Source organism: Sabulicella rubraurantiaca, from assembly GCF_017355885.1.
In the GTDB taxonomy this organism is placed as follows: Bacteria; Pseudomonadota; Alphaproteobacteria; order Acetobacterales; family Acetobacteraceae; genus Roseococcus; species Roseococcus rubraurantiacus.
On sequence record NZ_JAFEUU010000020.1, the window covers coordinates 1 to 24077 of the forward strand.

The 24077-nt window shown below is 69.9% G+C and carries 25 protein-coding genes, 2 tRNA genes and 1 pseudogene; 20 read left to right on the forward strand and 8 right to left on the reverse strand.

The features are described from left to right. From JTJ31_RS21440 to JTJ31_RS21460, 5 genes are all read left to right on the forward strand, one after another. On the forward strand, positions 1-129 hold a 129-nt coding region (locus JTJ31_RS21440; protein WP_457852414.1), incomplete at its 5' end, for an EF-Tu C-terminal domain-related protein. Between the two features lie 39 nt (positions 130-168). Beyond that, positions 169-245: transfer RNA gene (locus tag JTJ31_RS21445), tRNA-Trp, on the forward strand. 93 nt (positions 246-338) lie between these two features. Then, on the forward strand, positions 339-530 hold the full coding sequence (gene secE / locus JTJ31_RS21450; protein WP_207540794.1) for a preprotein translocase subunit SecE: 192 nt from the start codon (positions 339-341) through the stop codon (positions 528-530). A gap of 17 nt (positions 531-547) precedes the next feature. Next, the gene (gene nusG, locus JTJ31_RS21455) at positions 548-1084 is read left to right on the forward strand and encodes a transcription termination/antitermination protein NusG (protein ID WP_207540795.1); all 537 of its coding nucleotides are present in this window, start codon (positions 548-550) and stop codon (positions 1082-1084) included. A 257-nt stretch (positions 1085-1341) separates the two neighbouring features. Beyond that, on the forward strand, positions 1342-1872 hold the full coding sequence (locus JTJ31_RS21460; RefSeq protein ID WP_207540796.1) for a gamma carbonic anhydrase family protein: 531 nt from the start codon (positions 1342-1344) through the stop codon (positions 1870-1872). On the opposite strand, the gene JTJ31_RS21465 is transcribed toward JTJ31_RS21460, so the two are convergent. Together JTJ31_RS21465 and gltX are read right to left on the reverse strand one after the other, a co-directional pair. Continuing rightward, positions 1863-2609 (reverse strand): EAL domain-containing protein, encoded by a 747-nt coding sequence (locus JTJ31_RS21465; protein ID WP_328805794.1) that lies wholly within the window; start codon positions 2607-2609, stop codon positions 1863-1865. The two genes, JTJ31_RS21460 and JTJ31_RS21465, sit on opposite strands and share 10 nt — an antisense overlap. 38 nt (positions 2610-2647) lie before the next feature. Next, positions 2648-4048 carry a glutamate--tRNA ligase gene (gene gltX, locus JTJ31_RS21470; RefSeq protein WP_207540797.1) on the reverse strand — a complete coding sequence of 467 codons (1401 nt, stop codon included), beginning with the start codon at positions 4046-4048 and terminating at the stop codon, positions 2648-2650. Positions 4049-4511: 463 nt separating this feature from the next. Between gltX and JTJ31_RS21475 the strand changes: the two genes are divergently transcribed. The 8 genes and pseudogenes from JTJ31_RS21475 (at position 4512) to alaS (ending at position 12143) form a co-directional block, all read left to right on the forward strand. Then, positions 4512-4850, forward strand: coding sequence for a hypothetical protein (locus JTJ31_RS21475; protein ID WP_207540798.1), 339 nt, complete (start codon positions 4512-4514; stop codon positions 4848-4850). 19 nt (positions 4851-4869) lie between these two features. Next, positions 4870-5574, forward strand: a complete 705-nt coding sequence (gene flgC / locus JTJ31_RS25505; protein ID WP_457852418.1) for a flagellar basal body rod protein FlgC — start codon at positions 4870-4872, stop codon at positions 5572-5574. Positions 5575-5593: 19 nt separating this feature from the next. Next, positions 5594-5866, forward strand: coding sequence for a flagellar biosynthetic protein FliQ (locus JTJ31_RS21490; RefSeq protein WP_207540800.1), 273 nt, complete (start codon positions 5594-5596; stop codon positions 5864-5866). After that, on the forward strand, positions 5863-6630 hold the full coding sequence (locus JTJ31_RS21495; RefSeq protein ID WP_207540801.1) for a flagellar biosynthetic protein FliR: 768 nt from the start codon (positions 5863-5865) through the stop codon (positions 6628-6630). Before JTJ31_RS21490 ends, JTJ31_RS21495 begins: the two co-directional genes overlap by 4 nt. 3 nt (positions 6631-6633) lie before the next feature. Continuing rightward, positions 6634-7685, forward strand: a pseudogene (locus JTJ31_RS24810) (EscU/YscU/HrcU family type III secretion system export apparatus switch protein). Between the two features lie 317 nt (positions 7686-8002). Continuing rightward, complete coding sequence (gene recA, locus JTJ31_RS21510) at positions 8003-9031, forward strand: recombinase RecA (protein WP_207540804.1); 1029 nt, start codon at positions 8003-8005, stop codon at positions 9029-9031. Between the two features lie 169 nt (positions 9032-9200). Then, positions 9201-9404 carry a hypothetical protein gene (locus JTJ31_RS21515; protein WP_207540805.1) on the forward strand — a complete coding sequence of 68 codons (204 nt, stop codon included), beginning with the start codon at positions 9201-9203 and terminating at the stop codon, positions 9402-9404. A gap of 93 nt (positions 9405-9497) precedes the next feature. Continuing rightward, positions 9498-12143, forward strand: coding sequence for an alanine--tRNA ligase (gene alaS, locus JTJ31_RS21520; protein ID WP_207540806.1), 2646 nt, complete (start codon positions 9498-9500; stop codon positions 12141-12143). Positions 12144-12232: 89 nt separating this feature from the next. Here alaS and JTJ31_RS21525 read toward each other — a convergent pair whose 3' ends face one another. From JTJ31_RS21525 to JTJ31_RS21545, 5 genes are read right to left on the reverse strand one after another with little or no spacing between them, the layout of a single operon-like run. Further along, entirely contained in the window at positions 12233-12886 is a 654-nt protein-coding gene (locus JTJ31_RS21525; protein WP_207540807.1) for an ABC transporter ATP-binding protein, read from the reverse strand. Beyond that, a complete protein-coding gene (locus JTJ31_RS21530) occupies positions 12873-13634 on the reverse strand; it encodes an ABC transporter ATP-binding protein (RefSeq protein WP_207540808.1) in 762 nt (253 codons plus the stop codon). The genes JTJ31_RS21525 and JTJ31_RS21530 overlap by 14 nt, the downstream gene beginning before the upstream one ends. After that, positions 13631-14557: a branched-chain amino acid ABC transporter permease gene (locus tag JTJ31_RS21535; protein ID WP_207540809.1), complete on the reverse strand. Its 927-nt coding sequence runs from the start codon at positions 14555-14557 to the stop codon at positions 13631-13633. Before JTJ31_RS21535 ends, JTJ31_RS21530 begins: the two co-directional genes overlap by 4 nt. Next, positions 14554-15489: a branched-chain amino acid ABC transporter permease gene (locus tag JTJ31_RS21540; protein WP_207540810.1), complete on the reverse strand. Its 936-nt coding sequence runs from the start codon at positions 15487-15489 to the stop codon at positions 14554-14556. Before JTJ31_RS21540 ends, JTJ31_RS21535 begins: the two co-directional genes overlap by 4 nt. Then, positions 15489-16793, reverse strand: coding sequence for an ABC transporter substrate-binding protein (locus JTJ31_RS21545; RefSeq protein ID WP_207540811.1), 1305 nt, complete (start codon positions 16791-16793; stop codon positions 15489-15491). The genes JTJ31_RS21540 and JTJ31_RS21545 overlap by 1 nt, the downstream gene beginning before the upstream one ends. A gap of 148 nt (positions 16794-16941) precedes the next feature. Here JTJ31_RS21545 and JTJ31_RS21550 point away from each other — a divergent pair, with 148 nt between their 5' ends. The 6 genes from JTJ31_RS21550 (at position 16942) to JTJ31_RS21575 (ending at position 22983) form a co-directional block, all read left to right on the forward strand. Continuing rightward, entirely contained in the window at positions 16942-18606 is a 1665-nt protein-coding gene (locus tag JTJ31_RS21550) for a catalase family protein (RefSeq protein WP_207540812.1), read from the forward strand. A 76-nt stretch (positions 18607-18682) separates the two neighbouring features. Beyond that, positions 18683-19798: an ABC transporter substrate-binding protein gene (locus JTJ31_RS21555; RefSeq protein WP_207540813.1), complete on the forward strand. Its 1116-nt coding sequence runs from the start codon at positions 18683-18685 to the stop codon at positions 19796-19798. Further along, the gene (locus JTJ31_RS21560) at positions 19795-20667 is read left to right on the forward strand and encodes a branched-chain amino acid ABC transporter permease (RefSeq protein WP_236020516.1); all 873 of its coding nucleotides are present in this window, start codon (positions 19795-19797) and stop codon (positions 20665-20667) included. Before JTJ31_RS21555 ends, JTJ31_RS21560 begins: the two co-directional genes overlap by 4 nt. Further along, a complete protein-coding gene (locus JTJ31_RS21565) occupies positions 20664-21536 on the forward strand; it encodes a branched-chain amino acid ABC transporter permease (protein WP_207540814.1) in 873 nt (290 codons plus the stop codon). The genes JTJ31_RS21560 and JTJ31_RS21565 overlap by 4 nt, the downstream gene beginning before the upstream one ends. After that, a complete protein-coding gene (locus tag JTJ31_RS21570) occupies positions 21533-22279 on the forward strand; it encodes an ABC transporter ATP-binding protein (RefSeq protein WP_207540815.1) in 747 nt (248 codons plus the stop codon). Before JTJ31_RS21565 ends, JTJ31_RS21570 begins: the two co-directional genes overlap by 4 nt. Then, positions 22276-22983 (forward strand): ABC transporter ATP-binding protein, encoded by a 708-nt coding sequence (locus JTJ31_RS21575; RefSeq protein ID WP_207540816.1) that lies wholly within the window; start codon positions 22276-22278, stop codon positions 22981-22983. Before JTJ31_RS21570 ends, JTJ31_RS21575 begins: the two co-directional genes overlap by 4 nt. Positions 22984-22991: 8 nt before the next feature. Here the strand turns inward: JTJ31_RS21575 and JTJ31_RS21580 are convergent. Continuing rightward, positions 22992-23066 (reverse strand) — tRNA-Thr (locus tag JTJ31_RS21580). A 74-nt stretch (positions 23067-23140) separates the two neighbouring features. Between JTJ31_RS21580 and sppA the strand changes: the two genes are divergently transcribed. Beyond that, positions 23141-24031 (forward strand): signal peptide peptidase SppA, encoded by an 891-nt coding sequence (sppA, locus tag JTJ31_RS21585; RefSeq protein WP_207540817.1) that lies wholly within the window; start codon positions 23141-23143, stop codon positions 24029-24031. The last annotated feature ends 46 nt before the right edge of the window (positions 24032-24077 follow it).

Here is a 24077-nt window from a genome sequence, read left to right on the forward strand (position 1 = left end):
CCGGGCGACAACGTGTCGATGGATGTCGAGCTGATCGCCCCCATCGCCATGGACGAGGGGCTGCGCTTCGCCATCCGCGAGGGCGGCCGCACCGTCGGCGCCGGCGTCGTCGCCTCCATCGCGAACTGATCTTCCGCGCCGCCCTCCGCAAGGCAGGCGGCGCGGTACAGGGGCGTAGCTCAATTGGCTAGAGCGCCGGTCTCCAAAACCGGAGGTTGGGGGTTCGAGACCCTCCGCCCCTGCCAGATGTGAGGAACGGTGGCGGCCCGTTGCACAACGGCCGCCACCGTGCTTTTTCAGGTTCAGCGCGCCGTCGCGCGCATTCAGGAAGCAGGAACTTGCCCAAGCTCGAGCCCGTCCAGTTCGCCCGGGAGGTGCGCCAGGAAGTCGCGAGGGTCACCTGGCCGTCGCGCAAGGAGACGCTGGTGACCACCGGGCTCGTCCTGGCCCTGTCCTCGCTCGCGGCGGTTTTCTTCCTGGTGGTGGACCAGATCATCCAGTTCGTGATGCGCCTGGTGTTCGGGTTCTGAGGAGCGAGGTTCGGGCCATGGCCGCGAAGCGGTGGTATGTTGTCCATGTCTATTCGGGCTTCGAGAAGAAGATCGCCGAGCAGATCCGGCATCAGGCGGAGAAGATCGGCCTCGCCGACCGGATCGAGGACATCCTCGTCCCGACCGAGCAGGTGACCGAGGTCCGCCGCGGCCAGAAGCGCGAGGCGGAGCGCAAGTTCTTCCCCGGCTACGTGCTGGTGAAGATGGAGATGGACGACGAGACCTGGCACCTAGTGCGCGACACGCCCAAGGTCACCGGCTTCCTCGGCGCCCGCAACAAGCCCCAGCCCATCCCCGAATCCGAGGCGATGCGGATGGTGCAGCAGCTCACCGAATCGGCCGAGAAGCCGAAGCGCCCCGCCATCACTTTCGAGGTGGGCGAGCAGGTGCGCGTCTCCGACGGCCCCTTCACCTCCTTCAACGGGACGGTCGAGGAGGTGGACGAGGAGAAGGGCCGCGTGAAGGTCAGCGTCTCCATCTTCGGCCGCTCCACTCCGGTGGAGCTGGAATACGGGCAGGTCGAGAAGCTCTGACCCCCGGGGCGCGACACGCGTCCCGTTCCGGACCAGTCTCGGCGCCTCGTTGCTTTCGCCGAGGACTGGCCCTGAGCGACCTTCCCAGCCGGGTCGAGATCACGGAGGAGGGCCGAGCGAGGCCTTCCGGATCGAGCCCTGCCCTATCCCCACCGCAGACAAGATCGCGCTGATCGAGGCGCTCTCCGCGACTGGGGTGCGGCTGGACCTTCCGCGCCCGGGCCAGCACAATCGCGAGGTGTTCCGGGAGGAAGCGGATGCCGATCTACGCGCTGGATGAACATGAGCCCGTCATCGAAGGCGAGGTCTGGGTGGCCCCCGACGCGCACGTCATCGGCCGCGCCGTGCTGGGCGACGGCGTCGGCGTGTGGTTCGGCGCGGTGATCCGCGCGGACAACGAGGAAATGCGGATCGGCGCCCGCACCAACATCCAGGAAGGGGCGATGCTGCATTCCGACCGCGGCAGCCCGCTGACAATCGGCAGCGACGTGACGGTCGGGCACCACGCCATCCTCCATGGCTGCACGGTGGGCGACGAATCGCTGATCGGCATGGGCGCGACCGTGCTGAACAACGCCCGCATCGGCCGCAACTGCATCGTCGGCGCCAATGCGCTGGTGACCGAGGGCAAGGAGTTCCCGGACAACTCGCTGATCGTCGGCAGCCCGGCGCGGGCGGTACGGACGCTGGATGAGGCCGCAGCGCAGCGCCTGCGCGATTCGGCCCTGGGCTACGTCAACAACGCCCGCCGCTTCGCCCGCGGCCTGCGCCGCGTGGATCAGACGTAAGCGGGGACGGGCAAGGCGCGGAACTCGGGCCGCGCGAACAGGTAGCCTTGGAACAAGGAGACGCCGCAGCCGCGCAGCGCATCGTATTCCGCGCGCGTCTCCACCCCCTCCGCCACAAGGCGGATGCCCAGCTCGGCGCAGATCCTGACCATGCCCTCGACGATCACGCGGCGGGGGCGGCTGGCCTCGATGTCGCGGACGAGGCCCATGTCCAGCTTGATGACGTCGGGTTGGAAATCGGCCAGCAGCGACAAGCCGGAATGGCCGGCGCCGAAATCGTCGATGGCGACGGTGAAGCCCATCTCCTGATAGGCCTCGACGACGCGGCGAAGATGGGCCGGGTCGTCCAGCCTTTCGCCCTCCGTCACCTCGAACATGAGGGAAGCCAGGGGAAAGCGCGTCCGTTCCGCCGCGCTTAGAGTGGCGCGCAGGCAGTTGCGCGGCTCATAGACGGCGTTGGGCAGGAAGTTGATGGACAGCAGCGCGCCGGTTTCCGCGAGGCCCAGGCGCGCCGCCTCGACAATGGCGGTGGTGCGGCAGGCTTGGTCGAAGCTGTAGCGCGACTCGGGCGTGACGGCGGCCAGCACGGTGCCGGCGCCCTCGCCCCCGGCACCCCGCACCAAGGCCTCGAAGGCGAAGATGCGCTTCGCCTCCAGATCTAGGATGGGCTGGAAGGCGAAGGCAATGGCGGGAAGGAAGGCTTCGCGCGCCTCGCAGCCGGGGCAGACGCGATTCACGCCGGGCAAGCTACCAGGGATTGTCCGCGCGACAACATTCAATCCGAGTTCGAGGCGAGGAGGATGCGGCGCAAAGCCTCCTCCTTGCCCAGCGCCGCCAAGGTCAGGTCGATCGGCGGCGACATGGTGCTGCCGGTCAGGGCCACGCGCAGGGGCTGGGCCACATCCTTCAGCTTGAGGCCCTTTACCTCGCCATAGTCGCGCAGCCAGTGCTCCAGATCGGCACGCTCCCAGGGAGCGGCGGACAGGAACTCCGCGAGGTCAGCGAGGCGCTCCTTCGCTTCGGGGGTCAGCAGGGCGGCGGCCTTGGCGTCGGGCACCGGTGCCTCGTCCGCCACCGCAAAGGCCGCCGAGGCGGCGAGGTCGTTCAGCGTGCGCGCCCGCTCCTGCAGGGCAGGAAGCAGGAGGCGCAGCCGCGCGATCTTGTCCGTGCCGAAGCCATGGCCCATGGCGGTGAGGCGCGACAGCACCTCCGGCAGCAGCGCATCCGGCTTGGCCTGGCGCAGATACACGCCATTCAGGTGCGACAGCTTCGCATAGTCCATGCGCGAGGCGGCGCGGCCGACATCCTTCAGGTCGAAGATCTTCTCGGCGCGCTCACGCGGAATGATCTCCTCGTCGCCATGGCCCCAGCCGAGGCGAAGCAGGTAGTTGCATACCGCTTCAGGCAGCAGCCCCTGCTCGCGGAACTCCAGCACGCTGACCGCGCCGTGGCGTTTGGACAGCTTGGCCCCGTCCGCGCCATGGATCAGCGGGATGTGGGCGAAGCGCGGCCGCGTCCAGCCCATCGCATCATAGACCATGCACTGGCGGAAGGTGTTGGTCAGGTGGTCATCGCCGCGGATGACGTGGGTGATCGCCATGTCGCGGTCATCCACCACCACCGCATGCAGGTAGGTGGGCGTCCCGTCCGAGCGGAGGATGATCATGTCGTCCAGCTCGGTGTTGGCCACGCGCACCGTGCCCTGAACGAGGTCCTCCACCACCGTGTCGCCCTCGCGCGGGGCCTTGAGGCGGATGGCGAAGGGCTTGCCCGCCTGCTCCGCGCCCGGCTCGCGGTCGCGCCAGTAACCCTCGTAGCGGGGCGGGCGCTTCTCCGCGATCGCCTTCTCGCGCATCGCCGTCAGCTCCTCCGGCGTCTCGTAGGCGCGATAGGCCTTGCCGGCGGCGAGAAGGGCGTGCGCCACCTCGGCATGGCGCTCCTCGCGCTGCGACTGGAAGACCGGCTCCTCGTCCGGGGAAAGGCCTAGCCAGGCGAGGCTGTCCAAGATCTGCTGCACGGCCTGCTGCGTGGAGCGCGCCTTGTCCGTGTCCTCGATCCGCAGCAGGTACTGCCCGCCGTGCCGCCGCGCGAAGAGCTTGTTGAACAGCGCGGTGCGGGCGCCGCCAATATGCAGGAAGCCGGTGGGCGAGGGGGCGAAACGGGTGCGGACGGTCATGCCGCCCCCGATAGCGCAAACCCCCCGGCGGAGGAACTTGCCCGTGGCCCCGGCTTGCGCCACTCAGGGCAGGCATGCCGCCGGCGCCGCTTTCCTTCGTCCAGCGCGCCCTCGCGGCGGAGATCGGGCGGCTCGCCCTCTGGATGCCGGTGGCCATGGGAGCCGGGGTGCTGGCCTTCCTTCTGCCACGCGCCGACCCACCCGCCTGGCTGCCCTGGGTCGCGCCGCTGCCAGTCCTCGCGGCCCTTGCCCTGTCACGGCGCTTCCCCTTCGCGGCATGGCTCGCAGGGCTGCTGGGCGCGGCCGGGCTGGGCTTCGCCGTCACCGCTTGGCACGTCGCCGCCGCGCCGCCCCTGCCGGACCTGCCGCGGACCGCCCTGGTGCTGACCGGCACGGTGGCGGAGCTGGACCCGCTGCCCGGCGGGGCGCGCATCACCCTGCGCGGGGCGCGCTGGATGGAGAGATGCCGGCCCCGCGCCGGGACCTCCGCATCCGGCTTCAGCCTCGCGACACTTCGCGGCCGCAGCCCGGGGTCGCACGCGACCTTGCGCCCTTCTCCGCGCTGCTGTCGCGTGAGGCCGCGGCATCTCGCCCTTTCCGCACCGACCCGCGTCACCTGGCGCCGCGCGGCGGGGAAGGAATCCGGCAGGACCGTGCCGCGGAACGCGCGCCCAACGGCAACGCCGTCTCGCTGGAGGAGCAGGCGCTGCGCATCGCCGAGACGGATGGGCAGCACGCCCTCGCGATGGGTCTGCATCGGAAGTATCTCGGCCTGTTCCGCGCGGCGCTGGGCCGCAGCTAACGCGAAAGGGAAGCCCCACATGGAACTCGATCGGGCGCTGCGCATCTCCGCTGCCGGGATGAACGTTCAATCCGCCCGCCTGCGCGTGGTGGCGGAGAATATCGCCAATCTTGAATCGACTGGCGGTGCGCCGGGCGCCGACCCGTTCCGGCGCAAGACCACCACCTTCGCGGCCCGCATGGATCGTGCGGCAGGCGTCGAAACGGTGCGGGTGCGCGCCATCGGCCGCGCACCCGGTGAGTTCCCGCAGCGCTTCGATCCGTCCCACCCCGCCGCCGACGCCAATGGCTACGTGAAGACGCCCAACATCGATTCCCTGGTGGAGAACATGGACATGCGCGAGGCCAACCGCTCCTTCCGCCAATCTCGCGGTGCTGGAAACCACGCGCGGCATGCTGACCCGCGCCATCGAGGCGCTGCGCTGATGGCCCTGCCGGCGATCGGCGTCGCGGGCGCAGCGGCTGCCTACCGGGCGGCGACCGGGCTGGCCGAGGCAGCCACCGAGGGCGCGGGGTTCGGGGCAGCCCTGCGCCGCGCCGTGGAAGGGGCGATTGGGGCGGGGCGCGAGGCGGATGCCGCCTCGGGGGCCGCGCTGACCGGGCAGGGCAACGTGACAGAGGTGGTGCTGGCCATCTCCCGCGCCGAACTCGCGCTGCAAACCGCCACCGCGGTGCGCGACCGCGTGGTCTCCGCCTATCAGGACGTGATGCGGATGCCGATCTGAGGCGGGGGAGAGGACCAGGATGGACCACCCCACCGCCATGGCCCTGCGTGACGCGCTCTGGACCGCGACGCAGCTGGCGGGGCCACCGCTGCTGATCGTGCTGGGAATCGGCTTCACCATCTCTCTGCTGCAGGCGCTGACGCAGATCCAGGAGGCGACGCTGGCCTTCCTGCCCAAGGTCGCTTCCGTGGGACTTGCGCTGCTCGCCCTCGGCCCCTGGATGGGCGGGGTGATGCAGGCCTGGGCCGCACGGCTCTTCGATCAGGTCGTCCTGCTGGGCGGCATGCCATGACGGCGGAGGCTGCGCTTCTCGCCGCGCTGCCTGGGCTGGGCTTCCACGCGATCCTCTGCTTCGCGCGGCTGGGCGCCGCGGCGATGCTGTTGCCCGGACTGGGAGAGGCGGAGATTCCCGCCACGCAGCGCCTCGCCTTCGGGATGGGTGTGACGATGGCACTGCTGCCCGCCGTGTCTCCTGCCCTGCCACCCCTGCCGGAATCCCCTGTCCTGCTCGCTGCGCTGGTGGCCGGGGAATGCGTGGCGGGGCTGTGGTTCGGGATGCTGACGCGCGTGCTGGCCCTCGCGCTCGCCCAGGCGGGACAGGTGATCGCGTTGATGATCGGCCTTTCTTCGCCCTTGCAGGGCGATGCGCTGCTGGGCGGCACGGCGACGGCGCCGGCGCGAATCTTCGCCGTGCTTGCTGCCGCGCTGACCCTCTCATCCGGGCTGTACGAGGTGCCTCTGCGCGCCTTGGCCTCCAGCTACGCTGCGGTGCCGCCGGGCGGTTTTCCCGCCGGCAGCGCGGCGGAGGCGCTGGCCGGGGCTGCCGTGGCGTCCCTTTCCTTGTCGCTGCGGCTTGCGGCGCCCTTCGTGCTAGGGGCGGTGTTGTTCAACGCCGCGCTCGGGCTGCTGGCGCGCCTGGCGCCGCAAGCCCAAATCTTCGTGCTAGGGGCGCCGGCGCAGCTTCTGGGCGGGATGCTGCTCCTGGTCCTGCTGCTGCCGCCGATGCTCGCCATCTGGGGGCGCGACCTTGCGGACGCCTTCGCCGCGCTGCCCTGAGCCATGGCCGAGGAAGCCGATGACGACGAACGGGAGGAAGGCACTGAGTCAGCCACCCCGCGGCGCATCCAGAAGGCCCGCGATGACGGCGACGCCCCCTTATCCAAGGAGGCGGTGGGCTTCGCCACACTGCTCGCGGCCTCCGCCACGGCGGCACTAACCCTGCCGGGCCAGGTTGCGCAGTTCCAGGCCGCGCTGCGTGGCGCGCTGGGCAGGTCGCATGAGTGGGAGGCAATGGCTGCGGCGCGGGAGTGGCTGCACCTGTTCCTCGGCATGCTGTGGCCAGTGGCTGGGGCGGCCGTCATGGCCGCAGTCCTGGCGACGCTGGCGCAGACGCGCGGCGTGGTCACGCTGCGCGCCTTCTCCTTCGATCTGGCCAAGCTGTCGCCGCTGGCCGGGTTCAAGCGGCTATTTGGCGGCGAGGCGTGGCTGGAATCCGGTCGCACGCTGCTCAAGCTGGGCGGCGTGGGGGCAGCGCTCTGGCTCGCGGCGCGTGGGCTGACCGAACCGGGTGGGCTGCTGGAGGCGCCAGCCGCCGCGCTGTTCGACGCGGCCGGGTCCGGCGTGCTGCGGTTGCTTGCGGTCGCGCTGGCGTGTTCTTCTTACTGGCGCTGGGCGATGTGCTGCTCACGAATCATCGCTTCCTCCAGCGCTTGCGCATGACGCGCAAGGAATTGCGCGACGAGATGAAGGACAGCGAAGGCAGCCCTGAGGTGAAGGGGCGTCAGCGCCAGATGCGGGAGGTGTTGGGGCGCCGCATGCTGGCGGAAATCCCCAAGGCGGCCGTGGTCGTCACCAACCCCACGCATTACGCCGTCGCGCTGGCCTACGAGCCAGGCCAAGCTGCGGCGCCGCGCGTCGAGGCCAAGGGGGTGGACGCCATGGCGGCCCGCATCCGCGAGCTAGCGCGCGAAGCGGGGCTGCCGGTCATGCCCGACCCGCCGCTCGCCCGCGCCCTTTACCGGCTGGAGCTCGATACCGAGATTCCTGCCGAGCATTGGGATGCGGTGGCGCGGCTGATTGCCTATGTGATGAAGCTGCGCGGCCGCTCCTGACAGTCACGAATCGCCAGGTGCGCTGGATTGCATCCGGTGCTTCGCGAGCTTCGCTGAGGCTTCCGGTCCACTCTCGATGGCGGGGCAGAAATTGCGTGGGAAGCAATCTGACAAGCAATTGAAGAATAAGGATTTTTTCTGGTCATTTTCCTGCGCTGGTCGCGACGAATTTGCTTGCGAAACGGGGCGCGAAAGAACATATAAGGAACACGACGGCGACGCCCGTGGCCCGCTTACGCGGCCCGGCGCCCGTGTTATCTGCGAGCGGTCCGGGGGAGGATTCATCCCTGGGTTGCAGCCTTCCAAGAGGTTCCAGGATGGAAAAGAACAAGGCGCTCGACGCGGCGCTCTCCCAGATCGAGCGGGCCTTCGGCAAGGGCTCGATCATGCGCATGGGCGCGAAGCATCCGATGGAGGATGTGGAGGCTGTCTCGACCGGGTCGCTCGGCCTTGACCTCGCGCTCGGCATCGGGGGCCTGCCCAAGGGACGCATCGTCGAGATCTACGGTCCCGAATCCTCGGGCAAGACGACGCTCGCCTTGCACGCCATCGCCGAGGCACAGAAGAAGGGCGGCACCTGCGCCTTCATCGACGCCGAGCATGCGCTGGACCCCGGCTATGCCCGCAAGCTGGGCGTGGACGTGGACAACCTGCTGATCTCCCAGCCCGACGCGGGCGAGCAGGCGCTCGAGATCGCCGACACGCTGGTGCGCTCCGGCGCCGTGGACGTGCTGGTGGTGGACAGCGTGGCCGCGCTGGTGCCGAAGGCGGAGCTGGAGGGCGAGATGGGCGACAGCCATGTCGGCCTGCATGCCCGCCTCATGTCCCAGGCGCTGCGCAAGCTGACCGGCACGGTGTCTCGCTCCAATTGCCTGCTGATCTTCCTGAACCAGATCCGGCTCAAGATTGGCGTCATGTTCGGCAACCCGGAGACGACGACGGGCGGCAACGCGCTGAAGTTCTACGCCTCCATCCGCATGGACATCCGCCGCATCGGCGCGATCAAGGAGCGGGACGAGGCGGTGGGCAACCAGACCCGCGTGAAGGTGGTGAAGAACAAGATGGCCCCGCCGTTCCGGCAGGTCGAGTTTGACATCATGTATGGCGAGGGCATCTCCAAGGTCGGCGAGCTGATCGACCTGGGCGTGAAGGCCGGCATCGTCGAGAAGTCGGGCGCCTGGTTCTCTTGCGACGGGCAGCGCATCGGCCAGGGGCGCGAGAACGCGAAGCAGTTCCTGCGTGACAACAAGGAAATGGCCGCAAGCATCGAGGCCCGTATCCGCGGCCAGGGCTCCGTGGTTGCGGAAGCCATGGCCACCACGCCAGAAGCTGACGACGACGAGTGACGGAATGTTATTCTGCCCTCTGGGGTGGAATGATTATCCTGCAAGGGCGATACCGAAACGGTATCGCCCTTTTTATTTGTGGTCCTTCCCGCCAACGATCCCGATTTTCCTCGCGTTTCTTGCCCGTGCCATCACCGAAGCGGCACACTAAACGCAGAGGAGACACAACATGGCCAATCAGCAGCAGGGCGATCGCCGCCATCAGGACAACGGTCAGGGTCAGGTGAAGGACCCGGCCCATGATGCGCGCCTGAAGCAGAATCGGGATCAGCAGCATTCCCAGTCGCAGCCCGGCGGGCAGCAGCACCAGCAGGGCGGCCAGGGCCGCGTCACAGACCCGGAGCATGACGGGCGGCTGAAGCAGAACCGCTAACGCCTTAGGGGCGGCGCCGCCGGGCGCCGCCCCACCCACGCGCCGCCTCCCTGCCTATTGAGAGGGGGCGCGGCGCGCGGTAATGCCCGCTTCATGAGCAGCAGCAACGACATCCGCGCCACCTTCCTGGGGTATTTCGCCCGGAACGGCCACACCGTGGTCGAGAGCAGCCCCCTCGTGCCGCGGAACGATCCGACGCTGATGTTCGCGAATTCGGGCATGGTGCAGTTCAAGAACGTCTTCACCGGCCAGGAGCGGCGCCCCTATTCCCGCGCCACCACCGCCCAGAAATGCGTGCGCGCCGGCGGCAAGCACAACGACCTGGACAATGTGGGCTATACCGCCCGCCACCACACCTTCTTCGAGATGCTGGGGAATTTCTCCTTTGGCGATTACTTCAAGGAGCAGGCGATCAGCCATGCCTGGGAGCTGATCACCAAGGACTTCGCTCTCCCGAAGGACAAGCTTCTCGTCACCGTCTTCTCCGAGGATGAGGACGCCGCCGCGCTGTGGCGCAAGATCGCCGGCCTGCCGGACGAGAAGATCATCCGCATCGCCACCAGCGACAATTTCTGGCGTATGGGCGACACCGGCCCCTGCGGCCCTTGCTCCGAGATCTTCTACGATCACGGGCCTTCCATCCCCGGCGGCCCGCCCGGGTCGCCGGACGAGGATGGCGACCGGTTCATCGAGATCTGGAACCTCGTCTTCATGCAATATCTGGAGGAGCCGGCTGGGGTGCGGAACCCGCTGCCCCGCCCCTCCATCGACACCGGCATGGGGCTGGAGCGCTTCGCCGCCATCCTCCAGGGCAAGCACGACAACTACGACACGGACACGTTCCGCGCGATCATCACCGAGAGCGCCAACCTGACCGGTCAGGACCCGGATGGCCCGTTCCGCGCCTCGCACCGCGTCGTGGCCGATCATCTGCGCGCCGGATCCTTCCTGGTGGCGGACGGGGTGATGCCGTCGAACGAGGGACGCGGCTACGTGCTGCGCCGCATCCTGCGCCGCGCCATGCGTCACGCCCACATGATGGGCGCGCAGGAGCCGCTGCTGCACCGCCTCTTCCCTGCGCTGGAGCGGCAGATGGCCGCGGCCTATCCGGAGCTTTCCCGCGCCGCCTCCCTGATTACCGAGACGCTGAAGCTGGAGGAGACGCGCTTCCGCTCGCTACTCGATCGCGGCCTGGGCCTGCTCGAAGCGGAGAAGGCGAAGCTGGGCGAGGGCCAGCCCCTGCCGGGCGACGTGGCCTTCCGCCTCTACGACACCTATGGCTTCCCGCTCGACCTGACGCAGGACGCGCTGCGGGCCGAGGGCCGGACCGTGGACGTGGCCGGCTTCGAGGCCGCCATGGCCGAGCAGAAGAAGCGCGCCCGTGCCGCCTGGGCCGGCTCCGGCGAAGCCGCGACCGAGACGCTGTGGTTCGACCTGAAGGAAAAGATCGGCGCCACCGAGTTCCTCGGCTACTCGACCGAGAGCGCCGAGGGCACGATCACCGCGCTGGTCGCCGATGGCGCCTCCATTAACAGCGCCGCCGAGGGCCGAGAGGTCGCAGTGGTGCTGAACCAGACTCCCTTCTATGGCGAGAGCGGCGGCCAGGTCGGTGATGCGGGCGTGATCCGCGCTGGCGACGCCGTGATCCGCGTGCGCGACACGCAGAAGAAGCTGGGTGACCTCTTCGTGCATCTCGGCACGGTGGAGAAGGGCGACGTGGAGGTGGGCATGGCCGTGGTGGCTGAGGTGGACCACGCCCGCCGCTCCGCCATCCGCGCCCATCACAGCGCGACGCACCTGCTGCACGAGGCGCTCCGCCGCCGCCTGGGCACGCATGTGGCGCAGAAGGGCTCGCTGGTCGCGCCGGAGCGGCTGCGCTTCGACGTGTCCCAGCCCACCCCCATCGCCCAAGCCGACCTGGACGCGGTGGAGGCGGAGGTGAACACCCGCATCCGCGAGAATGCCGAGGTGACGACCCGGCTGATGACCCCCGAGGCCGCGGTGGCCGAAGGCGCCATGGCGCTGTTCGGCGAGAAGTATGGCGAAGAGGTGCGGGTCGTCGCCATGGGCCGCGACGAGGCGGCGACAGACCGCCAGGGCCATTATTCCATCGAGCTGTGCGGCGGCACGCATGTGCGCCGCACCGGCGATATCGGGCTGTTCCGCCTGGTCGGCGAGGGCGCGGTGAGCGCGGGCGTGCGCCGCATCGAGGCTGTAACCGGCGAGGCGGCCCTGGCCGTCGCCGCCGAGGAGGCGCGCCTGCTGCGCGAGGCGGCGGCCGCGCTCAAGGCCAGCCCCGCCGAGATCCCGGCGCGCGTTTCCGCGCTGATCGAGGAGCGCCGCAAGCTGGAGCGCGAGCTGGCCGAGACGCGCAAGAAGCTGGCGACCGGCGGCGCGGCCGCCGAGGTCGAGACGCTGGCCGGGCTGCGCGTCGCCCTGCGCGACGTGGGCGAGGTGCCGGCGCGCGACCTCAAGGGCTTGGCGGAAGCCATCCTGAAATCCGGCACCGCCGATGTCGCGGCTCTGGTCTCGGGCGAGGGGGGCAAGGCCTCCATCGTCGTCGGCGTGGGCGAGGCGGCGAAGGGCAAGGCCGATGCCGTGGCGCTGGTGCGGGCGGGTGCGGCGGCGGTGGGCGGCAAGGGCGGCGGCGGCCGTCCCGACATGGCCCAGGCCGGTGGTCCCGAGGCGGCGAAGGCGGCGGAGGCCCTGGCGGCGATCCGCGCGGCGATTTCAGCCTGAAGTCAGCGGCCCTCTGGGCCGAATGGCCGCCGCCGCTGATGCCGCGAAGCGGGGTCAGGTGAAGTGTGCGAAGCGGCAGCTTCGTGCGGTCAGGAAGACACTTCGCCGCGCTCGATCACGAAGCTCCGGTCCACCAAGGGCCGGAGCAGTTCCGGATTGCTTTCGCTGATCAGGATGGCGACGTCCGGCAGGGCGTCGCGCAGCCGCTTCAGCGCCTCGGCGTAGCGCTGCGCGAGAGCCGGGGCGAGGCCCTGGAAGGGCTCGTCCAGCAGCACGGCGCGGGTGCCGACCATGAGCGCTCGTCCCAGCGCCACCATCTTGCCCTGTCCGCCCGATAGCCCCGCCGCCTTGCGCGTCGCGAGGCCGGAGAGTTCCGGCAGCAACGAATAGACCTGCTCCAGCCGGCGCCGCGTCTCGACGGCGGGGAGGCGCAGCACCTCGGCAGGCAGGCGGATATTCTCCTCCACCGTGAAGCCGCCGAAGAGGCGCCGCTCCTCCGGCGCATAGCCAATGCCGTGGCGGGCGCGCTCATGCGCCGCGATGCCGGAGGCGTCGGCGCCGGCCAGGAGGATGCGCCCGCCCTCGATGGGCAGGAGGCCCATGATGGCGCGGAAGGTCGTGGTCTTGCCCGCGCCGTTGCGCCCGATCAGCGCGACGCGCCCGCCGGGCGGCACGTACATCCGCACCCCACGCAGCACTGGCGCGCCGGCGATGGAGACCTGCACATCCTCAAGGCGCAGCATGGGCGTCCTCGATGCCGATCACCTCGCGCCGCACGTCGGGATCGGCCAGCACCGCCTGCGGCGGCCCATTGGCGACGATGCGCCCCTGCGACCAGACGGCGACGCGGTCGGCGAAGCGGGACACCACCTCCATGTCATGCTCCACGAAGACGGCTGAGACGCCCGTCTCGCGTAGCACCCGCGCCAGGGTCTCGACGATGCCCAGCTTCTCGGAGGCGGCGACGCCGCTGGTGGGCTCGTCCATCAGGAGGAGGCGCGGCTTGAGCGCGACCGCCATGGCGATGTCGGCCAGCTTGCGCGACCCCTCGTTCAGCGCATCGGCGCGCGTGTCGGCCAGGAATTCCAGCCCGAAGCCGCGCATGATCTCCATCGCCTCCTCTGTCCAGCCGGGACGGAGCAGGGGCCGCAGCAGCGAGAAGGCCCCCTCCCGCGCCGCGATGGCGAGGGCGAGGTTCCGCAGCACCGTGTGCTCGGTGAAGAGCTGGGGAAGCTGGAAGGACCGGGCGATTCCCTTCGCGGTAATCCGACGCGGCGGCAGCCCGGCGATGTCCTGGCCCCGCCACAGGATGCGCCCCGCCTGGGGCTTCAGCCAGCCGGTGCACATGTTGATGAAGGTGGTCTTGCCCGCGCCATTTGGCCCGATGATGGCGAGAAACTCGCCCTCGCCCACGTCGAGGTCGATGCCATCGGCTGCCTTTACGCCGCCGAAGGCGAGGCGAAGCCCCTGGGCCTGGAGGATGGGCTTCATGCGCGCCTCCCGCGCAGAAGGCTGAACAGCCCGCCCCGCGCGAAGAGGATCACCGCCAGCAGCACCGCGCCGAGGATGAGCTGCCACGCATCGGCGACGGAGGCGGCAGCGTAGACCCGCACCAGCTCATAGGCCACGGCGCCAAGGAAGGGGCCGAGCACGCCACCCGCGCCCCCGAGGATGACGATGAACACGAGCTCGCCGCTCGCGGTCCAGTAGCCCATCAGCGGCGTGACGTGCCGTGTGGTGAGCGCGATCAGCGCCCCCGCCGTGCCGGCCATGGCGGCGGACAGCACATAGGCGACGAGGAGGACGCGGCGCGGCGGCAGCCCCATGAACTCCAGCCGTGCCTCGCGCGTCTTGATGCCTTGCAGCGCCTCGCCGAGCGGACTGGCGAGGTAGAGACGCGCCAGCAGCGCGAAGCCGATGGCGAGCACCAGCGCGGCGACCAGCACGGCCCATTCGCCGCCCACGCGCTCCGTCGCCATGCCGGCCCAGGTGACGGCGGGGACGCGCATCCCGTCCGTGCCGTGGGTGATGCTGTAGAACTTCTCCAGCAGCGAATAGAAGACCATGGACAGCGCCAGGTTCAGCATGCCGAAAAAGATCTCGCGGTAGCGCGCGACGAAGAGGCCGATGACGAGGCCGAGCAGCGAGGTCAGCAGCATTGCAAGCGGCAGGAGCAGCAGCGCATCGCCCACGCGCCCGGCCAGGAAGGCCACGGCATAGGCGGCGAAGGCGACGAACATCGCATGGCCGAAGGACACCTGCCCGGCGCGCAGCAGCAGCATGACACCAAGCGCCGCGATGCCCTTCGCCAGCGCCAGCGTCAGCACGAAGCGCAGCCAGGGCGCGGCGAAGGCCGCTGCCAGCACGGCAAGGGCGAAAAGCAGGGCCAGCAGGGCTTCGCGCCGGTGCGTCATATCCGCCGCGTCTCCAGCGTGCCGAACAGCCCCTGCGGCTTCACGAGGAGCACGGCGACCATGATGAGGTAGGGGATCAGCACCTCCGCCTCCGGGAAGAAATACACGGCGACGGAGCGGCCGAGCCCGATCATCAGCGCGGTCAGCGCCGCGCCCTCGATGCGGCCCAGCCCCGCCGTCGCGACCACGGCGAAGGACAGCACGATGGTGGAGGCGCCGACGCCGGGCACGATGGCGGCAGTGGGCGAGGCGAGCGCGCCGCCCAGCGCAGCCAGTACCGCTCCAGCGGTGAAGGTCAGCAGATAGACGCGGTCGGCGTTGATGCCGATGGCGGTCGCCGCCTCGCGATCCGTCGTCACCGCCACGATCATCCGGCCAGAGAGGGTGGAGCGCAGGAACCAGACGAGGCCCACCAGCACCAGCACCGCGATGCCGGGCAGCACGAAGAGCTGGTAGGCGGTGAAGGGGATGAAGTCGCTGCCGAAGGGCACGTCGAAGGTGCCGAAGAGGCGCATCGCCGCGTCGTGGTGCACAGGCTGCACCCCCCAGACCAGCTTCTGCACGTCCTCCAGCATCATGAACAATGCAAAGGTGACGAGAAGCTGAAGCACGTTCTCCTCGGCATAGATGCGGCGCAGGAGGAGGCGTTCGATCAGCGGGCCGAGCACGGCGCCGACCAGCGCCGCCGCCAGGATCAGCACACCCAGCGCCGCCCAGGCGGGCAGGGCGCCGGAGCCCAGCGCCGCACCCAGCCCCGCCGCCGTATACGCCCCGATGGCGAAAAGGCTGCCATGGGCGATGTTCAGGACGCGCAGCACGCCGAAGACGAGGTTCAGCCCCACCGCCACCAGGAAGATGAGCGCCGCAGAGGCCAGCCCGTCCAGCAGGGCCAGCCCCAGCAGCAGACCGTTATCGGCGAACCACGCGCCCATCAGCCGGCCGGGGCCGGCACGCGGTCCAGGATGTCGCGCGACAGGCCGCGCAGCCACTCGACGCTGTTCCGGCCGACAGGCGCCGTCACCAGCTCGGGCGGGAAAACGATCATGTCGGAGAGCGTGGCGAAGGGCAGGGCGTCGGTGTGGCGCGACGTGCCGATCAGCTGCGGCTCCAGTCCCTGGCCGTCCTCGCGGATCGTCATGCGGGCCGTCGGGCTGTCGAACTCAAGGCCGGGGAAGGCGGCGGCCAGTTGCTGCTCATTCGGCCAGTTGCCGCCATTGCCCGCCATCGCCTTGGCATAGGCGGCCTGGAGCGCGGAGAGCGCCTGGTACATGTGGTAGGTCGGGTAGATCGGGTAGCTGTTGAAGCGCTGGCGGTAATTGTTCACGAAGCGGTCGAGCCGCGCCTTGTCCGCCGGGGCCGGATGCTGGAACCAGTGGTCGCCGCGCGAGCCGACGATGTGCCCGGCGGGAAGCGACCGCCCAACGCGCTCCAGCGAGGATTCCGCCAGCGGCATGACGAAGGTCGAGCGCTCGAAGAGGCGCCGCTCCGCTGCCTGACGAATGAAGGTGTCCAGCTCACCGCCCCAGGAGGTGGAGAGGATGACGTCCGGCCGCAGCGCCAGCAGGCGCGTCACTTCGGTGGAGAAGTCGGTGGCGCCAAAGCGCGGGAAGAGTTCCGCCACCACGCGGGCATCGGGCTTCAGCGCCTGCATCCCCGCGCGCCACAGCTCCCAGGAATCGCGGCCCCAGGCATAGTCCTGGTTCAGCACGGCGATGGTGCGGAAGTCGGGCTTGCGCTTCAGGAGGTACAGGAGCGGCGCCAGCACCTCGGGCGTCGCATTGGCCTGGGTGCGGAAGGCGTATTGGTAGCGCTTCTCCTCGAAGATGCGCTGCGTGCCGCAATCCCACAGCAGGGTGACGCGACGAAGCTCCTCCGCCAGCGGGGTGCAGGCGAGGCAGGAGCCGGAGGAGATGGAGGCCAGCATCACCTCCACACGCTCATTCAGGACGAGGCGCCGGAACTCGCCCAGCAGGTGCTCCACGCCGGGGCCTTCATCCACGAAATAGGGGCGGATGGGCACGCCGCCGATGCCGCCGCCGCGGTTGATCTCGTCGATCAGCATCTCCGCGGCCTGACGTCCCGGCACGCCGAAGACGCTGGCCGGGCCGGACAGGAAGGTGGTGATGCCGATGCGAAGCTCCTGCGGACGCTGCACCGGCTGCGCCCGCAGCGTGGATGGAAGGAGAAGCCCGCCGAAAGCCGTGCCGAGCACGGCGTCGCGCCGCGTGATGCCCATGTCTGGATTCCTCCATCGCGCGGCTTGGCGCCGCATTGCCCGGCAAGCTTGGCAAAGCGGATGGCGCTTTGCAAACCGGCCAGGCGGGAAACCGCGCCTCCCGGGTCGCGTTGGCCGCCGGAACCCTCCCGCACCGGAGTCTCCGCCCATGTCCAGCCGCGCTGCCCTTTCCCCGCTTCGCTACGAGCCATCGGTGGAGGAGATCGAGGCCGGGGAGAAGGAAACTGAACAGTCGCTGATCGAAACAATGCGCGGCATCCAGGAGACGACCTTCAAGGATTACGGCCACGCGCTCCGCTCCGTCCACGCCAAGAGCCACGCTTTGCTGGAAGGTGAGCTTCGGGTCCTGGGCAACCTGCCGCCGGCCCTGGCGCAGGGAATCTTTGCCCGTCGCGCGACCTATCCCGTCATCCTGCGGCTTTCCACCAATCCGGGCGACATCCTGGATGACGACATCTCCTCGCCGCGCGGCCTCGCCGTGAAGGTGATCGGTGTCGAGGGCGAGCGGCTGGAGGGATCCGAGGGCGGGGCGACGCAGGATTTCGTTATGGCGAATGCGCCGGCCTTCGGCGCGCCCGGACCCAAGGCCTTCGCGGGCAATCTGTCGCTGCTGGCGGCCAGCACCGATACCGGGCAGGCCTGGAAGAAGGCCTTCTCCGCTGTGGCGCGTGCTGCCGAGGGCGCGGTGGAGGCGGTGGGCGGCAAGAGCATGATGCTGACCATGATGGGCGGCCACCCGCTGACCCACCTGCTCGGCGAGACCTTCTACACCCAGTCCCCATTCCGCCACGGCGAGTTCGTGGCGAAGCTCTCCATCGTTCCGGTCTCGCGCGAATTGGTCGCGCTGAAGAACAAGAAGGTGGATCTGAGCGGCCGCCCGAACGGGCTGCGCGAGGAGGCGATCGAGTTCTTCCGCCAGCAGGGCGGCGAGTGGGAGGTGCGCGTCCAGCTTCGCACCAACGCGGCCACCATGCCGATCGAGGACGCCTCCGTCACCTGGCCGGAGGAGGATAGCCCCTACCTGCCGGTCGCGCGCATCACCGTTCCACCGCAGCCGGCCTGGAGCGAGGCGCGGGCGCGCATCGCGGATGACGGGCTGTCCTTCAGCCCGTGGAACGGCATCGCTGCGCACCAGCCCTTGGGCGGGGTGAACCGCGCCCGCCGCAACGCCTATCGCGAGGCTGCGCAGTTCCGCTCTGCGCGCAATGGTTGCCCGCTCCACGCGCCGCAGACCCGCCTCGTCCTGCCCGACACGGCGCCCCAGACCTACGGCACCGCGCCGGGGCGTGAAGGGCGGCGACCCAACACCCCCGATGCGCGCCCTGGTGCCTGGACGCAGCCCATGAGCCCCACACTGCGCCACGCGCTTGCCGGCGCGGCGGGCGGGCTGGCGGCAGGCGCCGTGGTTTCCGCGCTGTTCCTTGGCACGGAGGCGGTCAGACGGGAGCCCTCGGATCTCGTCAAGCTGCAGCGCAAGGCGGCGGATCGCGCCGGGCTCGACTATCGCGGAGAGGAGGAGAGCCCGAGCGTGCTTGAGGAGCTGGCCGGCCATGGCGGGCACCTCGCCCTCTCGACCGTGGCGGGCGCCGCCTATGGCGCGACGGTGAAGGACGAGCATTCGCCCCTCATGGCCGGGCTGGCCTTCGGGCTCGGTTTCCATGCCCTGGCCTTCGGGGTCGTGGGGCCGGCGCTGGGCCTGACCCCACCGCCCTGGCGCGACAGCGTGGGCTCGCAGGCGAAGCATGCCGGTCTGCACGTGCTGTACGGCGTCATGACCGGCGTGGTGGCGGAGCGCGTGGCGCGGCGCATGTAGCGCGGCCGGGGTTTGCGTCCCGCGCGCGGGCAAGGCTAGGCTTCCTTCCAACGACGGAATATTCGGAGGAAGCCCCATGCGCCTTTCCCGCCGCGCCCTGCTGGGCAGCGCGATCGCCGCACCGACCCTGGCGCGCGCCCAGGGCGGCGATCCTTACGTGATCGGGACTCTGTTCCCACTCTCCGGCCCCAATGCGGAATACGGCAAGGTCTTCACCGAGGGCGTGCAGCTGGCCATGCAGCACGCCCAGTCGGAAGGGATGCTGCGCCGCCCGCTCCGGCTTCAGGCGGAGGACACCCAGGCCCTGCCGCAGCAGGCCGTGGTGGGCATGACCAAGCTGGTGAACGTGGACCGCGCGAGCTACGTGATGGTCGGCTTCACCGCCGTCTCCAAGGCCGTGGCGCCAGTCGGTGACCGCGCCAAGACCGTCATGGTGAATGGCGGCGCGGTGGGGCCGGACCTCGCCGGGCTCTCGCCCTATTTCTGGAACACTATCCCGCTCGCCCATCTCGAGACGCGAGAGATGCTGCCCTTCATGATGCGGCGGAACCTGAAGCGCGTCGCGCTGGTCTATGTGGACGACCCGCTGGGCGACGCGATCCTGGGCATCCTCCGCAACGACCTGCCGCGGGCGGGCGGGCAGCTGGTCGGCTCCTTCTCCGTCCCGCGCACGGCGCAGCAGTTCGGCCCCGTCGCGGCCCGCATCCGGCAGACGCGCCCGGACACGGTCTATATCGCCAGCTTCGGTGCGCAGCAGGGGCAGATCATCAAGGGGCTGCGCGACAACGGCGTCACCGTGCCGCTCACCTCCTACTCGGCGATGAATCTGGAGAGCATCCGCAACCTCGCCGAGGCTGAAGGGCTGCTCTTCACCTCGCAACAGACCGACTTCGCCGCGGGCGACGAGCTGACGCGGCGCTATGCTGCCGACTTCAAGGCGCGCTTCGGCAGCGACCCGGGCACCTACAACACCAACTACTACAACGCGACGCGCCTGTTCTGCCTGCTGGCCCAGAAGCTGGAGCGGGAGAACAAGGAGGTGAACGGCGACACGCTGCGCGCCGCGTTGCTGGAGCAGAAGGAATTCGATCTGGTGGGCGGCCGCGCCTCCTTCGACGAGCAGGGCAGCATGACGGCCGCCATCCAGATCAACGAGGTGCGTGGCGGCCGCGTCAACACCGTCACCGGATGATGCTCTTCCTTCAGCTGCTGCTGGGTGGTCTGCAGACCGGGGCGCTCTACGCGCTCACGGCCTGCGGCTTCGCCCTCATCTTCGGCGCCACCAAGGTGTTCCACTTTGCCCATGGCGCGTCCTTCACCCTGGCCGGCTACCTGTTCCTCCTGATGTGGAACAACGGCTACCCGGCCTGGCTCGGCGTGCTGGCGGCGATCCTGGTCGCCACCGGCTTCGGCGTGGCGATGGAACGCTTCGTCTACCGACCCATCCAGCGGCACGAGGGCGGGTTCTTCACCGTCTTCGTCGCCGCCTTCGGCGTGTCCCTCGTGGTGCAGAACCTGGTGGGGATGTGGGCGGGGCGCGGCTTCGTCGTGGCCGACAGCACCCTGTCCCGAGCGACCGAGGTGCTGCCGGAGGTCTTCCTGGCCCCGGTCTTCTGGGTGTCGCTCGCCGTCGCGGCGGTGCTGTTCCTCGCGCTTGGCCTGTTCCTGACGCGGCACCCGGCGGGGGTGGCGCTGCGGGCCCTGGCGCAGAACAGTGACCTGATCCGCGCCTATGGTCTGTCCTCGCACCGGCTCTCGCTGCTCGCCTTCGCGCTCGGCTCGGCGCTGGCGGCGCCGGCGGCGGTGCTGACCGCCATCACCACCGGCATGAACGAGGCGGTGGGCCATCACGTCATGCTGATCTCCATGGCCGCCACCATCGTGGGCGGCGTCGGCTCGCTGAAGGGCGCGGCGCTGGCGGGCCTCTCGCTCGGTGTCGCGGAAAGCGTGGTGCTGAACTTCGCCGACCCGCAATGGGCCGAGGCGGCGAGCTTCGTCGTGCTGTTCGGCTTCATCCTGTTCCGGCCCTCGGGCCTGTTCGGCCATGCGGTGGCGCGATGACCGCCTATCTCGCCAACCTCGCCACGCTGGCCGCGATCTTCGGCATCCTGGCGGCGACGCTGAACGTCGCCGTGGGATATGCCGGCATCTTTTCCGTCGCCCATGCGGTGTTCTTCGGGCTGGGCGCCTATGCCGGGGCGCAGTTGGCGCTGCTGCTGGTGCCGGACGCGCTGCTGGCCATGCTGGTGGCAGCGCTGGTGGCAGGCGGGCTCTCGCTCTGCCTCGCCCTGCCAGCGCTGCGGGTGCGCGGCGAATATTTCGTCGCCGCCAGCCTGGGTCTGCAGATGATGGCGACCACCCTGTTCACCGAGGCCAAGGGGCTGACCGGCGGCATGGGCGGACTCGTGGGCATCCCGCGCCCCATGGTACTGGGCTTCGAGGTGCCGACTCTGGCGCTCGCGCTGGCGGCGCTGGTGCTGATCCTGCTTGCCACCTGGCTGATGGCGCGCGGCTCCTTCGGCCGCACGCTGCGCGCCATCCGCGACGCGGAGAGCGCGGCGGAGGCGCTGGGCAAGAACATCAACGCCGCCAAGGCGCTGGCTGTCGCGTTCGCGTGCGCCGGGGCGGGCGTGGCCGGCGCGCTCTTCGCCCTGCACATGAGCTTCGTGAACGTGGAGAGCTTCACGCTCGATCAGTCCGTGCTGGTCATGGCCATGGTGATTGTGGGCGGCACGGGGACGCTGTGGGGGCCACTGCTGGGGGCGGTGCTGCTGCTCTCCCTGCCGGCCGGCCTGTCCTTCCTGCCCTTCATCCCGCCGACCGAGATCGGGGCGGTGCAGCAGATCATCTACGGGGCCGCCATGACGCTGCTGATGATCTTCCGCCCGGCCGGCTTGTTGGGCGACATGCGAACCGGGAGGAAGGCATGAGCGGCGCGACGCATCCCCTGGTCTGCCGGGACCTGTCCATCTCCTTCGGCGGCGTGAAGGCGGTACAGGGCGTGTCCCTCGCCCTGCCGACGGGCAAGGTACTGGCGCTGGTGGGGCCGAACGGCGCAGGCAAGACCACGCTGTTCAACCTCATCACCGGCAATCTCCGCGCCGATGCGGGCGAGGCCACGCTGGATGACGAGAGCCTGATCGGGCTGAAGCCCTGGCAGGTGGCGCGGCGTGGCGTCGCGCGCTCCTTCCAGGACCTACGCCTCTTCACCCACATGACGGTGCGCGAGAATGCGCTCGCGGCGACGGAGCGCGGCTCCTGGTTCTGGCAGACGGGCGATGCCAAGGCGCGCGCGGCGCGGGTCGAGGCGGCGCTGGAGGCGACGGGGCTTTCCTCCCTGGCGGAAAGCCGCGCCGTGGACCTCGCCTATGCCGAGCGTAAGTTCCTCTCCATGGCGCGCATCCTGGCCGCCGAGGCGCGGATCTGGCTGCTGGACGAGCCGGCCTCGGGCCTCGACCTCGCCTCGCGGATTCGCTTCGCGGCGCTACTGCGCGCGGCGACCGCGCGGAGTGTGACCATCTGCCTGATCGAGCACAATCTCGACGTGGTGGCGGAGCTGGCGGACGAGATCGCCTTCCTGGACCGCGGCGTCGTGCTGGCGGTGGGCGAGCCGCAGGCCATCCTGCGCGACAAGGCGCTGGCCGCCATCTATTTCGGGGAGCGCGTGGCGTGAACGCCATCGAGGCGACGGGGCTGACCGCCGGCTATGGCGGCAATGCGGTGGTCGAGGATGTTTCCCTCACCCTGGCGGAAGGGGAGGCGCTGTGCCTGATCGGACATAACGGCGCCGGCAAGTCCACCTTGCTGCGCGTGCTCTTCGGGCTGCACCGGCCCGATGCCGGGCGCATCCGCGTCTTCGGGCAGGAGCTTCCTTCGCATATCCCGGCGGCACTGAACGCCGCCGGGGTCGCGCTGGTGCCCGAGGGGCGCGGCGTCTTCCCCGACCTGACGGTGACGGAGATCTTCGGCCTCGCGCTCTGGGCGGGCGGCGTGCCGAAGCCCGAGCAGCCGCGGCGGGTGGAGGAGGTACTGGACGTGCTGCCGCGCATCCGGGAATTCCTCACGAGGCGGGCGGGAACGCTGTCCGGCGGACAGCAGCAGATGGTCTCCATTGCCCGCGCCCTCCTGCTGAAGCCGCGCGCGCTGCTGCTGGACGAGCCTTCCATTGGCCTCGCCCCCAAGCTGTTCCAGGACCTGCTGGAGCCCATCGCAAGGCTGCGGCGGGAGCACGGGGTGGCGCTGCTGCTGGTGGAGCAGCAGATCCGCGAGGCGCTGGCGATCAGCGACCGGGTGCTCGTGATGAAGTCGGGCCGGGTGATCCAGGAAGGGACGCCGGACCGCTTCCGTGACCATTCCGCGCTGATGGAGCTGTTCTGAGGAAAGGCTGGTGCCGACGGGGAGAATCGAACTCCCGACCTACCGATTACGAATCGGTTGCACTACCGCTGTGCTACGTCGGCCCAAGCCGTGGGCTGGCTCCTACTCCAAGGGCGGGCGGCTGGCAACCGCCCCGCCTGCCTGATAGACCTCATGGATGCCTCCTGACACCGACCTCCTGCTCGAACGCCGCCGGCTGAAGCGCCGCCTGGGCTGGTGGCGCGGTGCCGCCGTGCTGCTGCTCCTGCTCGGCGTCTTTGTCGCCTTTGCGCCGCGCCTGTCCCTGCCGGGGGGCGCGCATGTCGCCCGCCTGCCGGTGCGCGGCTTCATTGGCGACGATGCGCGGCTGATCCGCGCCCTGGACGAGGCCGCCCGCAACCCGGCGCTGCGGGCTGTCGTGGTGACGATCGACAGCCCCGGCGGCAGCGTGTCGGGTGGCGAGGCGCTGCACGGCGCGCTCGCCCGGATGCGTGCCGCGGGCAAGCCGGTGGTCGCCGCCATGGGCGGCACCGCCACCTCGGCCGGCTACATGGTGGCCCTGCCGGCGGAACGCGTCTTCGCGCGCGAGGCGACGCTCACCGGCTCCATCGGCGTGATCCTGCACAGCTTCGAGGCCTCGGAGCTGATGGCGACGCTGGGCGTGCGCGCCCACACTATCGCCTCTGGCCCGCTGAAGGACCAGCCGAGCCCCTTCCGCCCCCTGACAGAGGAGGGCCGGGCCGCGCTCACCGCCGTCGTCGGCGACATGCACGAGCAGTTCGTTGCCATGGTCGCCACCGGGCGCCGGATGGAGCCCGCACGGGTGCGCGAACTGGCCGATGGCCGCGTGATGACGGGGCGGCAGGCGCTGGGCGCCGGTCTCGTGGATGCGATCGGCGGCGAGGCGGAGGCGCGGCGCTGGCTGGCGCAGCAGCATAACGTTTCCGAATCCCTGCCAATTCGGGATATAGACCCCCGCAACCCGGCGGAGCGTGTCTTCAGCCGTGGCGCGGCGCTGGTCTGGGGCGCTGCCGTCGAGTCGCTTGCCGCCCTGCTGGCGCCGCGCTGAGCGGCAGGGCAGGGAGGCTGGACAGGGGCGATAGCTTCGCCCGCAA

Excerpts from the sequence above, each read along its gene's own strand:
- JTJ31_RS21460 (WP_207540796.1), top strand. The coding sequence starts at position 1,342 with ATGCCGATCTACGCGCTGGATGAACATGAGCCCGTCATCGAAGGCGAG.
- alaS (WP_207540806.1), top strand. The coding sequence starts at position 9,498 with ATGAGCAGCAGCAACGACATCCGCGCCACCTTCCTGGGGTATTTCGCC.
- JTJ31_RS21540 (WP_207540810.1), bottom strand. The coding sequence starts at position 15,489 with ATGGGCGCGTGGTTCGCCGATAACGGTCTGCTGCTGGGGCTGGCCCTG.
- JTJ31_RS21490 (WP_207540800.1), top strand. The coding sequence starts at position 5,594 with ATGGACCACCCCACCGCCATGGCCCTGCGTGACGCGCTCTGGACCGCG.
- JTJ31_RS21555 (WP_207540813.1), top strand. The coding sequence starts at position 18,683 with ATGCGCCTTTCCCGCCGCGCCCTGCTGGGCAGCGCGATCGCCGCACCG.
- flgC (WP_457852418.1), top strand. The coding sequence starts at position 4,870 with ATGGAACTCGATCGGGCGCTGCGCATCTCCGCTGCCGGGATGAACGTT.
- sppA (WP_207540817.1), top strand. The coding sequence starts at position 23,141 with ATGCCTCCTGACACCGACCTCCTGCTCGAACGCCGCCGGCTGAAGCGC.
- JTJ31_RS21535 (WP_207540809.1), bottom strand. The coding sequence starts at position 14,557 with ATGACGCACCGGCGCGAAGCCCTGCTGGCCCTGCTTTTCGCCCTTGCC.
- gltX (WP_207540797.1), bottom strand. The coding sequence starts at position 4,048 with ATGACCGTCCGCACCCGTTTCGCCCCCTCGCCCACCGGCTTCCTGCAT.
- JTJ31_RS21545 (WP_207540811.1), bottom strand. The coding sequence starts at position 16,793 with ATGGGCATCACGCGGCGCGACGCCGTGCTCGGCACGGCTTTCGGCGGG.
- JTJ31_RS21525 (WP_207540807.1), bottom strand. The coding sequence starts at position 12,886 with ATGCTGCGCCTTGAGGATGTGCAGGTCTCCATCGCCGGCGCGCCAGTG.
- JTJ31_RS21550 (WP_207540812.1), top strand. The coding sequence starts at position 16,942 with ATGTCCAGCCGCGCTGCCCTTTCCCCGCTTCGCTACGAGCCATCGGTG.
- JTJ31_RS21570 (WP_207540815.1), top strand. The coding sequence starts at position 21,533 with ATGAGCGGCGCGACGCATCCCCTGGTCTGCCGGGACCTGTCCATCTCC.
- JTJ31_RS21515 (WP_207540805.1), top strand. The coding sequence starts at position 9,201 with ATGGCCAATCAGCAGCAGGGCGATCGCCGCCATCAGGACAACGGTCAG.
- JTJ31_RS21560 (WP_236020516.1), top strand. The coding sequence starts at position 19,795 with ATGATGCTCTTCCTTCAGCTGCTGCTGGGTGGTCTGCAGACCGGGGCG.
- nusG (WP_207540795.1), top strand. The coding sequence starts at position 548 with ATGGCCGCGAAGCGGTGGTATGTTGTCCATGTCTATTCGGGCTTCGAG.
- JTJ31_RS21495 (WP_207540801.1), top strand. The coding sequence starts at position 5,863 with ATGACGGCGGAGGCTGCGCTTCTCGCCGCGCTGCCTGGGCTGGGCTTC.
- recA (WP_207540804.1), top strand. The coding sequence starts at position 8,003 with ATGGAAAAGAACAAGGCGCTCGACGCGGCGCTCTCCCAGATCGAGCGG.
- JTJ31_RS21475 (WP_207540798.1), top strand. The coding sequence starts at position 4,512 with ATGCCGGCCCCGCGCCGGGACCTCCGCATCCGGCTTCAGCCTCGCGAC.
- JTJ31_RS21530 (WP_207540808.1), bottom strand. The coding sequence starts at position 13,634 with ATGAAGCCCATCCTCCAGGCCCAGGGGCTTCGCCTCGCCTTCGGCGGC.
- JTJ31_RS21565 (WP_207540814.1), top strand. The coding sequence starts at position 20,664 with ATGACCGCCTATCTCGCCAACCTCGCCACGCTGGCCGCGATCTTCGGC.